Annotated in this window: 10 protein-coding genes, 1 tRNA gene and 1 pseudogene; 4 read left to right on the top strand and 8 right to left on the bottom strand. The window is 68.1% G+C overall.

What is annotated here, in order from left to right:
• From FV228_RS03940 to FV228_RS03910, 7 genes and pseudogenes are all read right to left on the bottom strand, one after another.
• Positions 1–410: pseudogene (locus tag FV228_RS03940) on the bottom strand (urea amidolyase); the annotation flags it as partial.
• Positions 407–1,144 carry an allophanate hydrolase subunit 1 gene (locus tag FV228_RS03935; protein ID WP_147853390.1) on the bottom strand — a complete coding sequence of 246 codons (738 nt, stop codon included), beginning with the start codon at positions 1,142–1,144 and terminating at the stop codon, positions 407–409. The pseudogene FV228_RS03940 and the gene FV228_RS03935, both read right to left, overlap by 4 nt.
• On the bottom strand, positions 1,141–1,902 hold the full coding sequence (locus FV228_RS03930) for a 5-oxoprolinase subunit PxpA (protein ID WP_147853389.1): 762 nt from the start codon (positions 1,900–1,902) through the stop codon (positions 1,141–1,143). The genes FV228_RS03935 and FV228_RS03930 overlap by 4 nt, the downstream gene beginning before the upstream one ends.
• 205 nt (positions 1,903–2,107) lie before the next feature.
• Entirely contained in the window at positions 2,108–2,509 is a 402-nt protein-coding gene (locus tag FV228_RS03925; RefSeq protein ID WP_147853388.1) for a DCC1-like thiol-disulfide oxidoreductase family protein, read from the bottom strand.
• On the bottom strand, positions 2,506–4,188 hold the full coding sequence (locus tag FV228_RS03920) for a hypothetical protein (RefSeq protein ID WP_147853387.1): 1,683 nt from the start codon (positions 4,186–4,188) through the stop codon (positions 2,506–2,508). Before FV228_RS03920 ends, FV228_RS03925 begins: the two co-directional genes overlap by 4 nt.
• 443 nt (positions 4,189–4,631) lie before the next feature.
• A complete protein-coding gene (locus FV228_RS03915; RefSeq protein WP_348645006.1) occupies positions 4,632–5,279 on the bottom strand; it encodes a glycosyltransferase family 25 protein in 648 nt (215 codons plus the stop codon).
• Between the two features lie 439 nt (positions 5,280–5,718).
• Positions 5,719–7,035 (bottom strand): O-antigen ligase family protein, encoded by a 1,317-nt coding sequence (locus tag FV228_RS03910; protein WP_147853386.1) that lies wholly within the window; start codon positions 7,033–7,035, stop codon positions 5,719–5,721.
• Positions 7,036–7,408: 373 nt separating this feature from the next.
• Here FV228_RS03910 and FV228_RS03905 point away from each other — a divergent pair, with 373 nt between their 5' ends.
• The 4 genes from FV228_RS03905 (at position 7,409) to fabF (ending at position 13,753) form a co-directional block, all read left to right on the top strand.
• Positions 7,409–8,494, top strand: a complete 1,086-nt coding sequence (locus FV228_RS03905) for an efflux RND transporter periplasmic adaptor subunit (protein WP_147853385.1) — start codon at positions 7,409–7,411, stop codon at positions 8,492–8,494.
• Positions 8,491–11,598, top strand: coding sequence for an efflux RND transporter permease subunit (locus FV228_RS03900; RefSeq protein WP_147853384.1), 3,108 nt, complete (start codon positions 8,491–8,493; stop codon positions 11,596–11,598). Before FV228_RS03905 ends, FV228_RS03900 begins: the two co-directional genes overlap by 4 nt.
• Before the next feature lie 177 nt (positions 11,599–11,775).
• Positions 11,776–12,324, top strand: coding sequence for a TetR/AcrR family transcriptional regulator (locus FV228_RS03895; protein WP_147853383.1), 549 nt, complete (start codon positions 11,776–11,778; stop codon positions 12,322–12,324).
• Positions 12,325–12,412: 88 nt separating this feature from the next.
• Positions 12,413–13,753 carry a beta-ketoacyl-ACP synthase II gene (gene fabF / locus FV228_RS03890; RefSeq protein ID WP_246693819.1) on the top strand — a complete coding sequence of 447 codons (1,341 nt, stop codon included), beginning with the start codon at positions 12,413–12,415 and terminating at the stop codon, positions 13,751–13,753.
• Positions 13,754–14,015: 262 nt separating this feature from the next.
• On the opposite strand, the gene FV228_RS03885 is transcribed toward fabF, so the two are convergent.
• A tRNA-Gln gene (locus tag FV228_RS03885) sits at positions 14,016–14,089 on the bottom strand.
• Positions 14,090–14,201 lie beyond the last annotated feature (112 nt).

Below are 14,201 nucleotides of genomic sequence, written 5' to 3'. Positions count from 1 at the left end.
GAGCGGGTATGGGTCGCGGTCGATCCGAGCACCGGCGCCACGTCGAGCCGCCCCTGCACGGCGAGGTAGCCCCAGGCGCCGGACGAGCCGGCGCGCACCGTCAGCGTCCGGCCCGGCTCCAGGGTCAGCGCCACCGCGTCGGGAAGCGTAACTCCGTCGAGGGTGATCCGGAAACTCCGGGAGACCATCGCGATCCCGAGCGGCCCGCCGTCGGCCGTGACGGTGAGGCCGCCGGTGGAGACCTCGATAGCGGTGGCGTCCAGGGGATTGCCAGCCGCGCGGTTGGCGGTGGCGTGCATCAGCGGGTCCATCGGGCCCGCGGCCGTGATGCCGTAGCGCAGGTAGCCGTGCCGGCCGCCATCCTGCAGCGTCACGCCGGGGCCGGCAGCCTCGATAACGAGGGCGGTCATCGATCGGCCTCCCCACGGCGGGCGACCGGCTCGCCCACCGCCTCCCGGGCGGTGAGGGCATCGAAGGTCGCGACGTCCACGGCCTCGAACCGGATCAGGTCGCCGGCGCCGACGAAGAAGCTCTCGGTGCGCTCCGGGGCGTAGAGCCGGGCCGGGGTGGCGCCGATCACGTACCAGCCCGTGGGCATCGGCACCGTGGCCACCGCGGCGAGGCCGCCGCCGATCACCACCGCATTCTTCGGATGCGGGGGCCGCGGGCTCGCGCGCCGGGGTACCGCGAGGGTCTCGGGCAGGCCGCCGAGATACGCGAAGCCCGGCGCGAACCCGTACATGTAGACCCGGTAGGTGGCGCCGGCATGGGTCGCCACAACGGCGTCGGCGGAGAGCCCAGTGCGTTCGGCGACCTGCGCGATGTCCTCGCCGTGGGGAGCGTCGTAGCAGCAGGGCAGTGTCCAGAGGGTCGGCGTGCCGGCGCGGGCGACGGCCCCGGCGACCAGCGTCCTGACCCGCTCCGCCAGCGTCTCGCGGTCGAGCACCAGCGGGTCGTAGTGAAGCATCAGGGAGCGATAGGTCGGCACACGCTCGCGCAGGCCCTCGGGCGGGTCGGCGCCGAGGGCGTCGTCGAGTGCCAGGACCCTGTCGCTGATCGTGGGATCGACGGTGCTGCCGAACTCGACCACCAGGGCAGCCTCGCCGGAATCGAGCAGCCGTGGTTCGCTTACCGGGTCGCTCATGAGCGGAACGGCGCCAGGGTCACGCCGGCGCCTTCCAGGCGGGCGCGCACCGCCCGGGCCGTGGCGACTGCGTGGGCGGAATCCCCGTGGACGCAGATCGAGCGGATCGGCGTCGGCAGGGACTTGCCCGAGGCGGTGAGGATCGCCCCGCCCTCGACCATGCGCAGGACCCGGTCCGCGGCCGCATCGGCCTCGGTGATCAGCGCGCCGGGCTGGTCGCGCGCGATCAGCAGGCCGGCTTCGGTGTAGCCGCGATCGGCGAAGATCTCCTGGTGGACCTCGAGCCCGCAGGCTTCGCCGGCCGCCACCTGTGCGGTGAGCGCGATCGCGAGCAGCGCCAGGTCACGGTCGACCGCCCGGACCGCCTTGGCGATGGCGTCGGCCACCGCACGATCCTCGGCAGCGAGGTTGGCGAGTGCCCCGTGGGCCTTCACGTAGGTGATCCGGTGGCCGGCGTAAGTTGCGAGCGCCTGGGCGGCACCGACCTGGTAGGCGACCAGCCGCTCGATCTCGGGCGGGGTGAACGGCATGCGGCGGCGTCCGAAGCCCCAGAGGTCGGGGAAGCCCGGATGGGCGCCCACCGCCACGCCGCGATCTTTCGCCAGCGCGAAAGTGCTGGCCATGATCTCGGGATCGCCCGCGTGCAGGCCGCAGGCGACGTTGGCGGAGGTGACGACGCCGAGGATCGCCGCATCGTCACCGCAGGCGTAGGCGCCGTAGCCCTCGCCGAGATCGGAGTTCAGGTCCACGCTGGCCAACGGACTCGTCCCTTCCTGCTGCGCGCCGGTCCGGGCAGGCAGGCCGGGAGGGCGGCCCGCATTGCGACCGGATCACGCTCCTTCCACACCGCCGACGCTCAGAAGTCGAGAGCGCCCGGCCGCCTGGAGGCATGGGGGCACGAGCAAGGCCGATGCCGCGCAGTCGTCTCCGAGGTCCGGCAGCCCTTCGTGCGCAACGCAGATCTCAGTGAGGTTGGCCGGATCCGGGCTGGGCGATTAGCCGGCGGCCCAGCAGGGCCAGGGTCGCGCGTCGCCCGAGCTTCATCATCGGATAGAGCAGGCGGGCGCGGGAGGGGCTGCGCAGCAGCCGCGACAGGGCGCGGCCGATCGCGCCCCGGTCCTCGCTGAGGGTCGAGAGCAGGACCAGGGCGTCCGGGCCGTAATACAGGGTCCGGCCGTGGCGCACGACCATGCCGTTGTTGAGGTCGTAACCGCGGCGGGTCAGGTCTTCGACCACCGGGCCTCCCTCGCGGGCATCGACCAGAGCCACGGTCCCGACCGACCGGCGCAGGGCCATCAGGCGCACGTAGTTGCTGCAGAACGGGCATTCGCCGTCGTAGACGACCGTGAGGGCTGCGTCGGTCATGGCTTCAGATCGATCCGATGCTCGGCTGCCGAGACCAGCCGGCGGACCGGCACGCCGTCCTGCAGGCTGAGGCAGACGGATTCACGCCGATAGATGTAGGCGACGATGTCGTGCAGGCCCACGCCGTCGAAGCTCGCGCCGTGCTGGAGCGGGACGAAGAAGTGATGCGGGTAGAAGGCATGGGGAAACGACCCCAGCCTGTCGGCGATTCCGGCGACGAGGCGGTGATAGCCGCGGATATAGGCATCGACTGCGGGCCGATCGATCTCGTTCTTGGCGAGATCCTGCCCGGCGCCGTCCCGGGCGGTCAGGACCGGAACGTCGCAGGACAGCGACGCGAGCACCTTCCGGTAGACCTGGGTTCCGCCATTCGGGTTGTCGAGAGCGAAGGCGGTCTCGGCATCCGGCGATCCGTAGGCCATGTGGGCGAAGGGGTATGAGTAGAAGGTGAAGAAGTTCGTCGGGACGTAGTGGCGTCCGCCGTCCTTATCGACCGCCTGGAAGTACAGCTTGTTGTTCGCGGCGGTGTCGTACCAGCCGAGCCGCGCCTGGGTCATGAAGCTGTTGTCGCTCAGGATGAACAGCACCGAGAGCACCCCGACCATCAGCGGCGGCCGCTGGTAGTGCCGGCTGATCACCACGGCGCCGATCGCCAGGTTCAGCAGGATCCATGGGGCGAAGTTGGCGCCCATGACGACCACGATGGACAGGTGCATCGCGTCGAAGCCGAGCAGCAGGACCACGAGCCAGCGCCGCGGCATCAGGATGCCGACCAGCGCCGCCCCTTGTCCGACCAGGATGAGCGTGTTCGTGAGAGGTCCGGCATGGCTCAGGATCGCCCGCATGCCCTCCACCAGCCAGGCCCAGCCCGCATAGAAGACGTGGTTGTTGTCGAGGCCGACGCTGAACAGCTTTCCGGGGTCGTTCGCGAGCAGCCAGGATGTCGGGCCGGCATCCAGCGTCACCTTGGCCAGGAAGGACGAGTAGTAGTTCCCGAGGTGGATGCTGATCGCGGCGGCGATCAGAACCTTCGAGAACAGCGCGCTGGCGGTGGCGATGTCGGTCCTGGCGGCAGCAGGCACGCTCGGCGATGCGCTCACGCGGGTTGTGAGGGCGACGACGCCGAGACCGGCCAGCAGGCAGAAGCTGACCTCCGCCAGGGGCACGACGTCGATGATGTGCCCATGCCAGAGCCCCGTCACCCGGCTGACGGCGAGCTTGCTCCAGACCAGGTAGGCCGCCCCCACCACGCCGAGCGACGGCCAGCGCAGGCACAGGATCCCGCAGGCCACGGCGGCGATCCAGAGGCCCACGAGGGCGCCCAGCGTCGCCATCGCCTTGAAGCCATGCTCGACCACCGGGAACAGCGGGTAATGCACGAGGGCGTAGGCCCCGGAGATCACGCCGATCAGCTGGAGCAGCCGGACGGCGGCGGTGTCGGCGTCGGCGTAGGTCCGGCGCAGCATCGCGGCCGCCAGCACCAGCGGCAGCACGATGATGTAGTAGTTGTTCCGCTCGTCGACGATCCGCGACAGCTTGATCACCATCAGGAGTGCGGTGATCTGCGCGAGCAGGATCAGGTACGGCCGGGCCTGCGCCAGCGAGAACGGTCCGGCCAGCCAGGACTCTCGGACCGGGAAGGTCTTGGTCGGATCCGAGCTTGAGAGAGATCTGCCCATCGTCGCGCTTCGCTGCCGGAGTGTGATGGCGGCCGCAGCGGCAGCGCGGCGACCGGGTGGCTTCAGAGGGCGCGGCGGCGGCCCTCATCGGTTCGACAGCCAGAGTGCCATGGTACCGGCGCGGGCCAAGGGTTAACTGGGGTACGTATGGCTACGTCTTTGGGTTGTATTGCTGGCTTGGCCGCCACACCCCAGCCCTGGAGGAGAGGCGGCCACGGGATCCGAGCCGCCCCGCGCGGCGGCGTGTACTTCGCTTATCCGAATGGATCGTCGGCGCTCTGCGTTCGTTGAAAACGCTGAACTGAGTGAGCCCCGAGCGGCGCAAGTCGGACCCGGAGGCTGCACCGGAGCGACCGACGTGTCGTTGCCGACGATCCCGCACGCGAGGGGCCAACTGGATGCGGTCAAGACCGTTGCGGAGAACGGCCCTGCAGCGGCCGCTGCTACGGGGACATCGTCGAGTAGGGTGAGACTTCGTCGACGAACACCGTCTGGCCCGCCATGCGCGCGGTCAGAAAACGGCGCCGGGCCGCCAGCAGCGGTTGGAACAGGCGATTGCTCTTCAGGAAGCCGCCGACCCGGGACCCGGATGTGAAGACCGTCGATTCGAACGGCTTGATCGAGACCGGGTTCGGGGACATCACCCGGGCCCGGGCGATGGCTTGGCGATCGAAGAAGTATTCCCAGTTGTCCGCCGCCGCCACGACGGGCCGGTTCACCTTCAGGATGCCTTCCGCCGCCTGCCGGGTGATCACGTAGGCGGCCGTCGTTCCGAGTCCGGCCATGTTCATGGGCAGGCACAGCCGGTAATCGCCGATCGGGTCGGCGTTCACGGTGCTGAAGGCGGCGCGATGCTGCGGCCGCTTGTAGAGCAGGACGACGTCGCCCCGGCGCAGGGTCGCCTCGACCCGGACCAGGATGTCGTGGATGTCCGACGGCAATACCGCGTCGTCCTCGACGATGAGGGCCCAGGGTAACTTGCGATCGATCATGGATTCGTAGGCGGCTAGGTGCGAGAGGGCGCAGCCTACCTGTCCCGCGCTCAGATCGGATTCGGGCGACGCGTCACGGCCCGCTACAGATCCATCGATACCGAGGATTTCGAAATCCGCCCCCCATACCGTATGGAGATGCCGCGTAATATAAGCATGTCTCTCGCGGAATCGCGGGATTGATATTGCAATGCAGCACATTGTACCATCCTTCGACGGGGAATGATGCGCTGACGTTAACCGTTTTGCAATCATATTTTACGTTCGAATTCAGTAATCCTCGTTTGAAATTTCCACGATGAGCAAATGTCTCGGCTTGCAGACTTTTCCGGGATAACAAATACGTCGAATCGGTTGGGGTAGTAGGCCAGGAAATCAATTTTCGAGCAAAGAACGGACGATCGCAAAATTGTCGCCCAGGGCGCGACCCATATCCACAAAAAATGTTCGCGTGATACTGTATAAGGCCGCATGCGCGGGCCGGACCATACGCTGCGCGTCCTGCTGCCGGCGACGTGGTGGCCTCGGTTTCACCTGGTCAAGCCGTCGGCCGTTGCCGCAGGACCGGAAGGATCGCCGCCAGCAGGAACTGATGCATCCCGTGATTCATGAATAGAGGGCACTCGAAGCAGATGAAGACGACGAGCTGCGCGAGGAACAGGATCGGCCAGGCTTCGACATAGCCCGGCGACCGGGCGAAGTGCGAGATGACGCGGCGCGCCGTATCGAGCAAGACGCCCGTGAAGATGATCAGGCCGACGACGCCGAATGCCACCGCAACGTCGATGAAGTTGTTGTGGAAGAACCAGAGCTTCTGCTTCGTGGTGAAGTGGAGGTAGGGCGCCGTCGTGATCGGACTTTCCCAGTAGGCCTTGTATCCGATCCCGAAGAGGGGCTCCCGCCAGAACTGATCCATGCCGAACTGCCAGAGGATCGTGCGGCCGGTGAGCGTCGTGTCCTTGCCGAGGTCGGAGAGCAGGCTGGCCGAGAGGTCCGCCCCGTAGGTCGCGGCGACCAGGATGCCGATGCCGGCGAGCGCGATGGCGATCCCGAGGCAGAAGCCGGTCACCAGGTTCCCCTGTCGCCACGCCGTGACCACGCAGAGCGGGGAGAGCCCCACGGCGCCGGCCACCAAGGCAGTAGCGGAATGGGACGAGACGAGGAGCAGCACGGCGCCCAGGAAGGCCGCCCCTGTCAGGAGTCGGTGCCAGCCCTGGAGGAACAGGGAGGCGGCGCAGAGGAGCTGGAGGCTCATCAGGCTCCCGAGCACGTTCTTGTGCGAGTAGATCCCGGACCATTCCCCGCTGAGGCCGCGCGTCATGCCGGGGGCGGCAACGCCCAGCACCACCGACAGGATCTGCCCGCCCAAAAGCCCGAGGAAGACGATCCTGACGACGCCCGAAAGCCCCATCGTGGCGCGCATCGCGATCCCCGCCACGATCGTGGCGAGCAGCTGGAGGCCGTGATAGGCCGAGATGTCCGGGGTCAGCGACCAAGCCGCCGACATCACGGCGAGCGCCGGCCAGAGCAGGATGACGGGCCGGCTGCCGAACAGCGTGCTGGCGAGATCGCGCCGCAAGACCAGGAAGGCGAGCGCGGCCAGATCGGCGCCCAGCCAGACCGCCTTATCCAGACCCGGGAGCTTGACCTGCTCCCCGCTGATCGGCGCGAGCAGGATCAGCAGGACCCAGAGTATCGCGGCCGGCTTGAGCCGTGGCAGACCGTGCGCGCCGAGCCTGCAGCGCGACGGGCGGGCGGCATGCCACGCACCATGCTCATCGAGCCCGCCGGTTGGAAGCCAGGCCGGTCCGGTCTCGTCCGGTCCGAAACCCGCCATGTCTCGACGAAACGCCATCACCCTCAGCCTTCGACGTCCCAGGCGCTCCGCGCCGACGCTCGGCCGAGGCTCCCGACGGCTTCGCTTGGAGGCGAACCGTCAGCCGGTCCAATTCCGCCAAACGAGGTAGGCCGGTCCAGCCGGCCCCGCGCTGCGCGCCGACGACAGGGAGGCGCCCCGGATTTGGGACGGACGGATGCACGCCGCCGTGGTCGGCGTGGACCGACTTTAACCTGCTCGCCAGCGTCGGTGCGACCGGTGGGTGGGACCGACCAGTGAATCAAACCGAGCCCCGGCCAGGATCCAGGTTCCGCCATTGACGAAAGCACGCCCGCACAATAGATGATGACCATCATTTTTGTGAAGGATCGGATCGATGTGGAGGCGGGCCATGGACGTGAGATGGATGCTCGCGCTTTCCGCATCGGCGCTGGTGGGCTGCTCGCCGGCCGAGACCGCCGTGCCTCAGGAACCTCCGTTGGTGCAGACCGTCGAGGTCGCCCCGGGAACGAAGGGGGTCGCGCGCTACACCGGCGTCGTCCGGGCCCGCACGGAGAGCAATCTCGGTTTCCGGGTCGGCGGCAAGATCTTCGAGCGCCTCGTCGACCCGGGGGATCACGTCCGGCTCGGGCAGCCCCTGATGCGTCTCGACCGGACCGACTTCACCCTGGCGCTCAACGCGGCGCGGGCCTCCGTCGAGGCCGCGCGCGCCCAGATGATCAAAGCCAAGGCCGACGAGGAGCGCAGCCGCAAGCTGGTCGGCGACGGCTGGACCTCGAAGCAGACCTACGATCAGAACAAGGCGGCGGCGGATGCCGCCATCGCCCAGTTCGCCAACGCCGAGGCCCAGGCGAGCCAGGTCTCAAACCAGGCCGGCTACTCCGAACTCCAGGCGGATGCCGATGGCGTCGTCATGGAGGTTCCGACCGAACCCGGTCAGGTGGTCGCCGCCGGCCAGACCGTCGTCAAGCTGGCGCGCGATGGTGCCCGCGAGGCGGAGGTGTTCCTGCCGGAGGCGAGCCGCCACCTGGCACGGGGCACCGCCTCGGCGACGCTCTACGCCGAGGGCGAGACGACCTATCCGGCGCGGCTGCGCGAACTGTCGGCAACCGCCGACGCGGCCACCCGTACCTATAGGGCACGCTACATCCTCGCCGGCGGCGGCGAGGATGCGCCGCTGGGCGCGACCGTGACGCTCCGGCTCAAGCCGGCGGAAACCGGACGTTCCGCCTCGGTCGAGGTGCCGCTCGGGGCCCTGTTCGACCTGGGGCAGGGCTCGGCCGTCTGGAAGTTCGATGCCGGCACGAAGACGGTTTCCGCCCAACCGGTCTCTGTCGCCCGCATGTCCGAGGAAGATGCCGAGGTCGTGTCCGGCCTCAGCCCCGGCGACCGCATCGTGTCGCTCGGCGCGCATCTCCTGAAGGCCGGAGAGACCGTGCGCCAAGCGCCCCCGAGCCTGACGGGAGTCGCCCGATGACCGGCTTCAACCTCTCAGCCCTGGCGGTCCGCGAGCGGGCCGTCACGCTCTTCCTCATCATCGCGGTGACGGCCGCCGGCTTCTTCGCTTTCCAGAAGCTCGGCCGCGCCGAGGATCCGGCCTTCACGGTCAAGACGATGGCCGTCTCGGCCTCATGGCCCGGCGCCACCACCGACGAGATGCAGCGGCAGGTGGCCGACCCCCTGGAGAAGCGCCTGCAGGAACTCGTCTACTACGACCGCGTCGAGACCACGGTTCGGCCGGGCCTCATGCTGATGAAGGTCTACTTCAAGGACAGCATGCCGCCGGCCAAGCTCCAGTCGGAGTTCTATCAGGCCCGCAAGAAGCTGTCCGACCAGGCGTCCACCCTGCCGCGTGGTGTGATGGGGCCGCTGTTCAACGACGAGTTCTCGGACGTCTACTTCGCGCTCTACGCCCTCCAGGCCCAGGGTCTGCCGCACCGGAACCTCGTGCTGAAGGCCGAAGATCTGCGCCAGCGCCTGCTGCGGGTGCCGGGGATCGAGAAGATCAACATCCTGGGCGAGCAGGCGCAGAAGATCTTCGTCGAGATCTCCTATCAGCGCCTCGCGACGCTCGGCATCACTGGCCAGCAGCTCCTGACCGCTCTGGCCAACCAGAACGACGTGACCCCGGCAGGCTTCGTCGAGACCGCCGGACCCCGGGTCTACCTGCGCCTCGACGGTGCCATCGACAGCTTGGACGTCCTGCGAAACCTGCCCGTGAGTGCGGGCGACCGCAGCCTCAAGCTCGGCGACATCGCCGAGGTGAAACGCGGCTACGAGGATCCGAAGGTCTTCGCGATCCGCAACGACGGCGAACCGGCCCTGATGCTCGGCCTCGTGATGAAGCCCGGCTTCAACGGGTTGCAGCTCGGCGAAGCGTTGAACGCCGAGGAGGTGGCGATCCACCACGCGTTGCCGACAGGCATCACGTTCACGAAGATCACCGACCAGGCCAAGGTGATCGACGAGGCCATCCACGAGTTCATGGTGAAGTTCTTCACGGCGCTGTCCGTGGTCATCGTGGTCAGCCTCGTCGCCCTCGGGTTCAGGGTCGGCATCGTCGTGGCGCTCGCCGTTCCGATCACACTCGCGGCCGTGTTCGTGGTGATGATGGTCACCGGGCGGGATTTCGACCGCATCACCCTCGGGGCTCTGATCATCTCGCTCGGCCTGCTCGTGGACGACGCCATCATCGCCATCGAGATGATGGTGGTGCGCATGGAGGAGGGCGCCGACCGCATCGAGGCGGCCACCCATGCCTGGAGCGCCACCGCCGCGCCGATGCTTACCGGCACGCTCGTCACCATCGCGGGGTTCCTGCCCGTGGGCTTCGCCGCCTCCACGGCGGGCGAATACGCCGGCAACATCTTCTGGGTGGTCGGCTTCTCGCTGATCATCTCGTGGATCGTGGCCGTGACCTTCACGCCCTATCTCGGCGTCAAGCTCCTGCCCAATATCAAGACGGTGGAAGGCGGCCACGCGGCAATCTACGCCACGAGGAACTACCAGCGCCTGCGTCGGATCGTGCGGGCCTCCGTCGATCACAAGTGGATGGCGGCCGGCATCACCGTGGCGCTGTTCGCGGTGGCGGTGGTCGGCATGGGCAAGGTCGAGAAGCAGTTCTTCCCCAACTCGGAGCGCCCGGAACTCATCGTCGAGGTGACCCTGCCGACGGGCGCGGCCTTCGCGACCACCGAGGCCAGCGTGAAGAAGGTCGAGGCGGCCGTGCGTCAGCTGCCCGAGGCGCGCGAGATCACCAGCTACATCGGCCAGGGCATGCCCCGCTTCGTGCTGTCCTTCGACCCGGAGCTGCCCGACCCCGCCTTCGCGCAGATCGTGGTGCAGACCGCCGACGCCGCAGCCCGTGACGCCCTTCGGCTCAAGGTCCGCAAGCTCGTGAGCGACGGCCTCTTCCCCGAGGCGCGCGTGCGCGTGCTGCAGATCGTGTTCGGGCCGCCCATCCGCTTTCCGGTCGCCTTCCGCGTGGTGGGGCCGGATCTCGACGTCATCCGCGGCATCGCGGCCGAGGTCGCCGAGGCCATGGCCTCCAACCCGAACATGCGGCTCGTGCACCTGGACTGGGGTGACAAGACCCCGAGCCTGCACCTCGTCCTCGACCAGGAGCGCCTGCGCCTGATCGGCCTGACCCCGAAGGAGGCTGGCCAGCAACTGCAGAGCTACCTCAACGGGACGCCCGCGACCCAGGTCCGCGAGAACCTGCGCTCCGTCGACGTGCTCCTGCGCAGCCCCGGCCCGGAGCGTCGCTCGCTCGGCGAGATCGGCGACCTCACGCTGGCCACCCATGACGGGCGCCAGGTGCCACTGTCCCAGGTGGCGCATCTGGAGAGCCGCAACGAGGATGCGGTGCTCAAGCGCTACAATCGCGAGACCTACATCCGGGTGCAGGGCGACGTGCTCGACGGCAAGCAGCCGCCGGACATCCACGCGCAGGTGCTGCCGCTCCTCGACCCGATCAAGGCGAAGCTGCCGCCGGGCTACCGGATCGACACGGCCGGTGCCGTGGAGGAGAGCGCGAAGGCGATGAACGCACTGGTGGCGGTCTTCCCCCTGATGCTGATCGTGACGCTGACGGTCATCATGCTGCAGGTCCGGTCGTTCTCGACCATGTTCATGGTGTTCGCGACCGCGCCGCTGGGTCTCGTCGGGGCGGTGCCCACGCTGTTGATCTTCCAGCAGCCCTTCGGGTTCAACGCGATCCTGGGATTGATCGCGTTGTCGGGGATCCTGATGCGCAATACGCTGATCCTGGTGGATCAAATCCATCACGACCGGGCCTCCGGCCTATCGGACTACGAGGCTATCGTGGAATCCACCGTGCGGCGGGCGCGGCCCGTGATCCTCACGGCGGCTGCCGCGATGCTGGCCTTCATCCCGCTGACGCACTCGGTGTTCTGGGGGGCGCTCGCCTACGTCCTGATCGGCGGCGTCGGCGTAGGCACGCTCCTGACGCTGCTGTTCCTGCCGGCGCTCTACGCCCTGTGGTTCCGGGTGGCCCGGGAACCCCGCACGGACAGCGCCGCCGCCGGCTCCGGCGCATTGCCGATCCGGTCCGAGGCGTAGCCCGGACTTCGCGGACCGCGCGTTCTGCATCGAAGGCGCGGTCGATCGAAATTCTTGATCCGCGTCGTCGGGCGCGCCGCTCGGTTGCCGGACCCCATCGACGGGTAACCGGTCACGCCCTTTTTTAGATGATCAGACGCATCTATATCGGTAGCAGGAACGCCGAAGGATCAGGTCATGCCCAGAGTTTCCCAAGAGCAGGCCAAGCTCAACCGCCGCCGCGTCGTCGAGGTCGCCGCGGCACTGTTTCGGGAACGGGGCCTCCACGGCGTCGGGGTGGCCGACATCATGGCGTCGGCCGGCCTGACTCATGGCGGGTTCTACGGTCAGTTCTCCAACAAGGAGGCCCTTGCCGCCGAGGCGTTCGACAGCGCGCGCGCGGGCTCCAAGGAGCGCCTCGGAAGTCTGGATGACCTCATCGCGAACTACCTGTCCCTCGGGCACGTCCAGACGCCCGGTAAAGGCTGTCCGCTCGCGGCCCTGGCGAACGACGTCGCGCGCGAGCCGATCGGCAGCCCCGTCCGGGCCCGGTTCACCGACGGCGTCCGGTATTTGGCCGACATCCTCGCCGGCCTGACGCCCATGGCAGCCAAGGAGCGCCGTAGGCAACGGTCCCTGGCGACGCTGTCGACGATCGTCGGCGCCGTCGTGTTGGCGCGGGCGGTCGACGACGAGGCTCTCGCGAGCGAACTGATCCAGGCGGCGCAGTCTGCCGTCACCGGATGACGTCCACCAGGCCGGCACGGCCCGCATCTCCCGCACGTGCGTCCTCTTCGCCTGAACGCGCGACCGTACCGCTCCTGCCGGGATCCGCATGTGCCGTGCGCCGTCCGCGGCATACCCAGAACTCCGCGAGAGGATGAAGATGCGCGAACGGATCGTGGTCACGGGAATGGGCGTCGTCTCCCCGCTCGGCTGCAGCGTCGAAGGAATGTGGCGCCGGCTCGTCGCATCGGAATCCGGCTTGCGGCGCTTGCCGGACGACCTCGTCCCCGACATCGATGCGAAGGTTGCCGGGCTCGTGCCGTCCCGGGATGAGGATCCGGACGGGTTCGATCCGGGCGCCCTCATCCCGGTCAAGGACCTCCGCAAGATGGACCGGTTCATCCAGTTCACGCTGACGGCCGCGGAACAGGCGCTTCGGCAGTCGGGCTGGAAACCCTCCAGCGAGCGGGAGCGGGTCCGCACCGCGACCATCGTGGCCTCCGGCATCGGGGGCTTCCAGACCATTACGGACGCCGTGGAGACCGTGCGCACCCGCGGTGCGCAGCGCCTGTCGCCGTTCACGGTGCCGGCCTTCCTGGTCAACCTGGCCGCCGGCCATGTCTCCATCCGCTACGGCTTCAAGGGACCGCTCGGGGCTCCCGTCACCGCCTGCGCGGCGAGTGTCCAAGCCATCGGAGATGCCATGCGCCTCATTCGCGCCGGCGAGGCCGATGTCGTCGTCTGCGGCGGTGCCGAAGCTTGCGTCACACGCGTCGCGCTCGGCGGCTTCGCCGCCGCGCGCAGCCTCTCGACGGCCTTCAACGACACGCCAGCCACAGCGTCGCGGCCGTTCGACCGAAGCCGCGACGGCTTCGTCATGGGCGAGGGCGCCGGCATCCTCGTGCTGGAAACGCTGACGCACGCGCAGGCGCGTGGCGCGGTCCCGCTGGCCGAACTGGTCGGGTACGGCACAAGCGCCGACGCCTACCACCTCACCGCCGGCCCCGCGGATGGCAGCGGCGCCCGCCAGGCGATCACCACGGCCCTGGCCATGGCAGGGTTGGAGCCCGCCGCCATCGGCTACGTCAACGCGCACGCGACCGCGACATCGGTCGGCGATTCGGGGGAGCTGGCGGCACTCAGGTCCGTCTTCGCCGAGGACGGACCGGCCATTTCCTCGACGAAGTCCGCGACCGGTCACCTCCTCGGTGCCGCCGGCGGGCTGGAGGCGATCATCACGGTGCAGGCATTGCGCGAAGGAATCTTGCCGCCCACCCTCAATCTGACCGATCCCGACGAGGGCGCGACAGGCCTGGATCTCATCGGACCGGAGGCTCGGCACACCACCGTGGACTACGCGCTCTCGAACGGTTTCGGGTTCGGTGGCGTGAACGCCAGCATCATCCTCAAGCGGATGAGCGCCGTTCGGGAGTTGACGTCCGAATACTGATATTTCGAGGAGAGATACCAGGGTGTTTGGAGCTTACTCCAATCTCAGCTAAATTGAGCCGAGGAATAAGGGGTCTACGATGCTGTGACCGGGGAGCGAGGCACCATGAACAAGGACTTCGTGTTCCAGCGGTATCGCGCGTAAGTCAGCCCGCGTTGCGCTGCAGGCGGTGGCAAACCTGCACATGTTGTCAAACCGGCTGCTGAGCGCATTCAGGCAACGAAAAACCCGCCAAGTCACTGACCGGGCGGGCTGAATTCGATGGCTGGGGGACCTGGATTCGAACCAGGACTAGAGGAGTCAGAGTCCACCGTTCTACCGTTAAACTATCCCCCATCGCGTCTGTCGGCCCAAGGTCGGCGCAACCGAGCAACGTCCGCGCCGACGTGTCGGCTCAGGCGTGGGCGGTGAGATAGGCGGAATGCGGAGACAGGTCAACCGCTCGTTC

The sequence above is a fragment of the Methylobacterium sp. WL18 genome (assembly GCF_008040015.1).
Taxonomy (GTDB): Bacteria; Pseudomonadota; Alphaproteobacteria; order Rhizobiales; family Beijerinckiaceae; genus Methylobacterium; species Methylobacterium mesophilicum.
Note: the sequence above shows the minus strand (reverse complement) of the source record. Positions and strands in the feature narration are given on the sequence as shown.

What these genes read in the sequence shown, in the direction of transcription:
- FV228_RS03935 (WP_147853390.1), bottom strand. Translation starts at nt 1,144, where the DNA reads ATGAGCGACCCGGTAAGCGAACCACGGCTGCTCGATTCCGGCGAGGCT.
- FV228_RS03925 (WP_147853388.1), bottom strand. Translation starts at nt 2,509, where the DNA reads ATGACCGACGCAGCCCTCACGGTCGTCTACGACGGCGAATGCCCGTTC.
- FV228_RS03920 (WP_147853387.1), bottom strand. Translation starts at nt 4,188, where the DNA reads ATGGGCAGATCTCTCTCAAGCTCGGATCCGACCAAGACCTTCCCGGTC.
- FV228_RS03910 (WP_147853386.1), bottom strand. Translation starts at nt 7,035, where the DNA reads ATGGCGTTTCGTCGAGACATGGCGGGTTTCGGACCGGACGAGACCGGA.
- FV228_RS03905 (WP_147853385.1), top strand. Translation starts at nt 7,409, where the DNA reads ATGGACGTGAGATGGATGCTCGCGCTTTCCGCATCGGCGCTGGTGGGC.
- FV228_RS03900 (WP_147853384.1), top strand. Translation starts at nt 8,491, where the DNA reads ATGACCGGCTTCAACCTCTCAGCCCTGGCGGTCCGCGAGCGGGCCGTC.
- FV228_RS03895 (WP_147853383.1), top strand. Translation starts at nt 11,776, where the DNA reads ATGCCCAGAGTTTCCCAAGAGCAGGCCAAGCTCAACCGCCGCCGCGTC.
- fabF (WP_246693819.1), top strand. Translation starts at nt 12,413, where the DNA reads ATGTGCCGTGCGCCGTCCGCGGCATACCCAGAACTCCGCGAGAGGATG.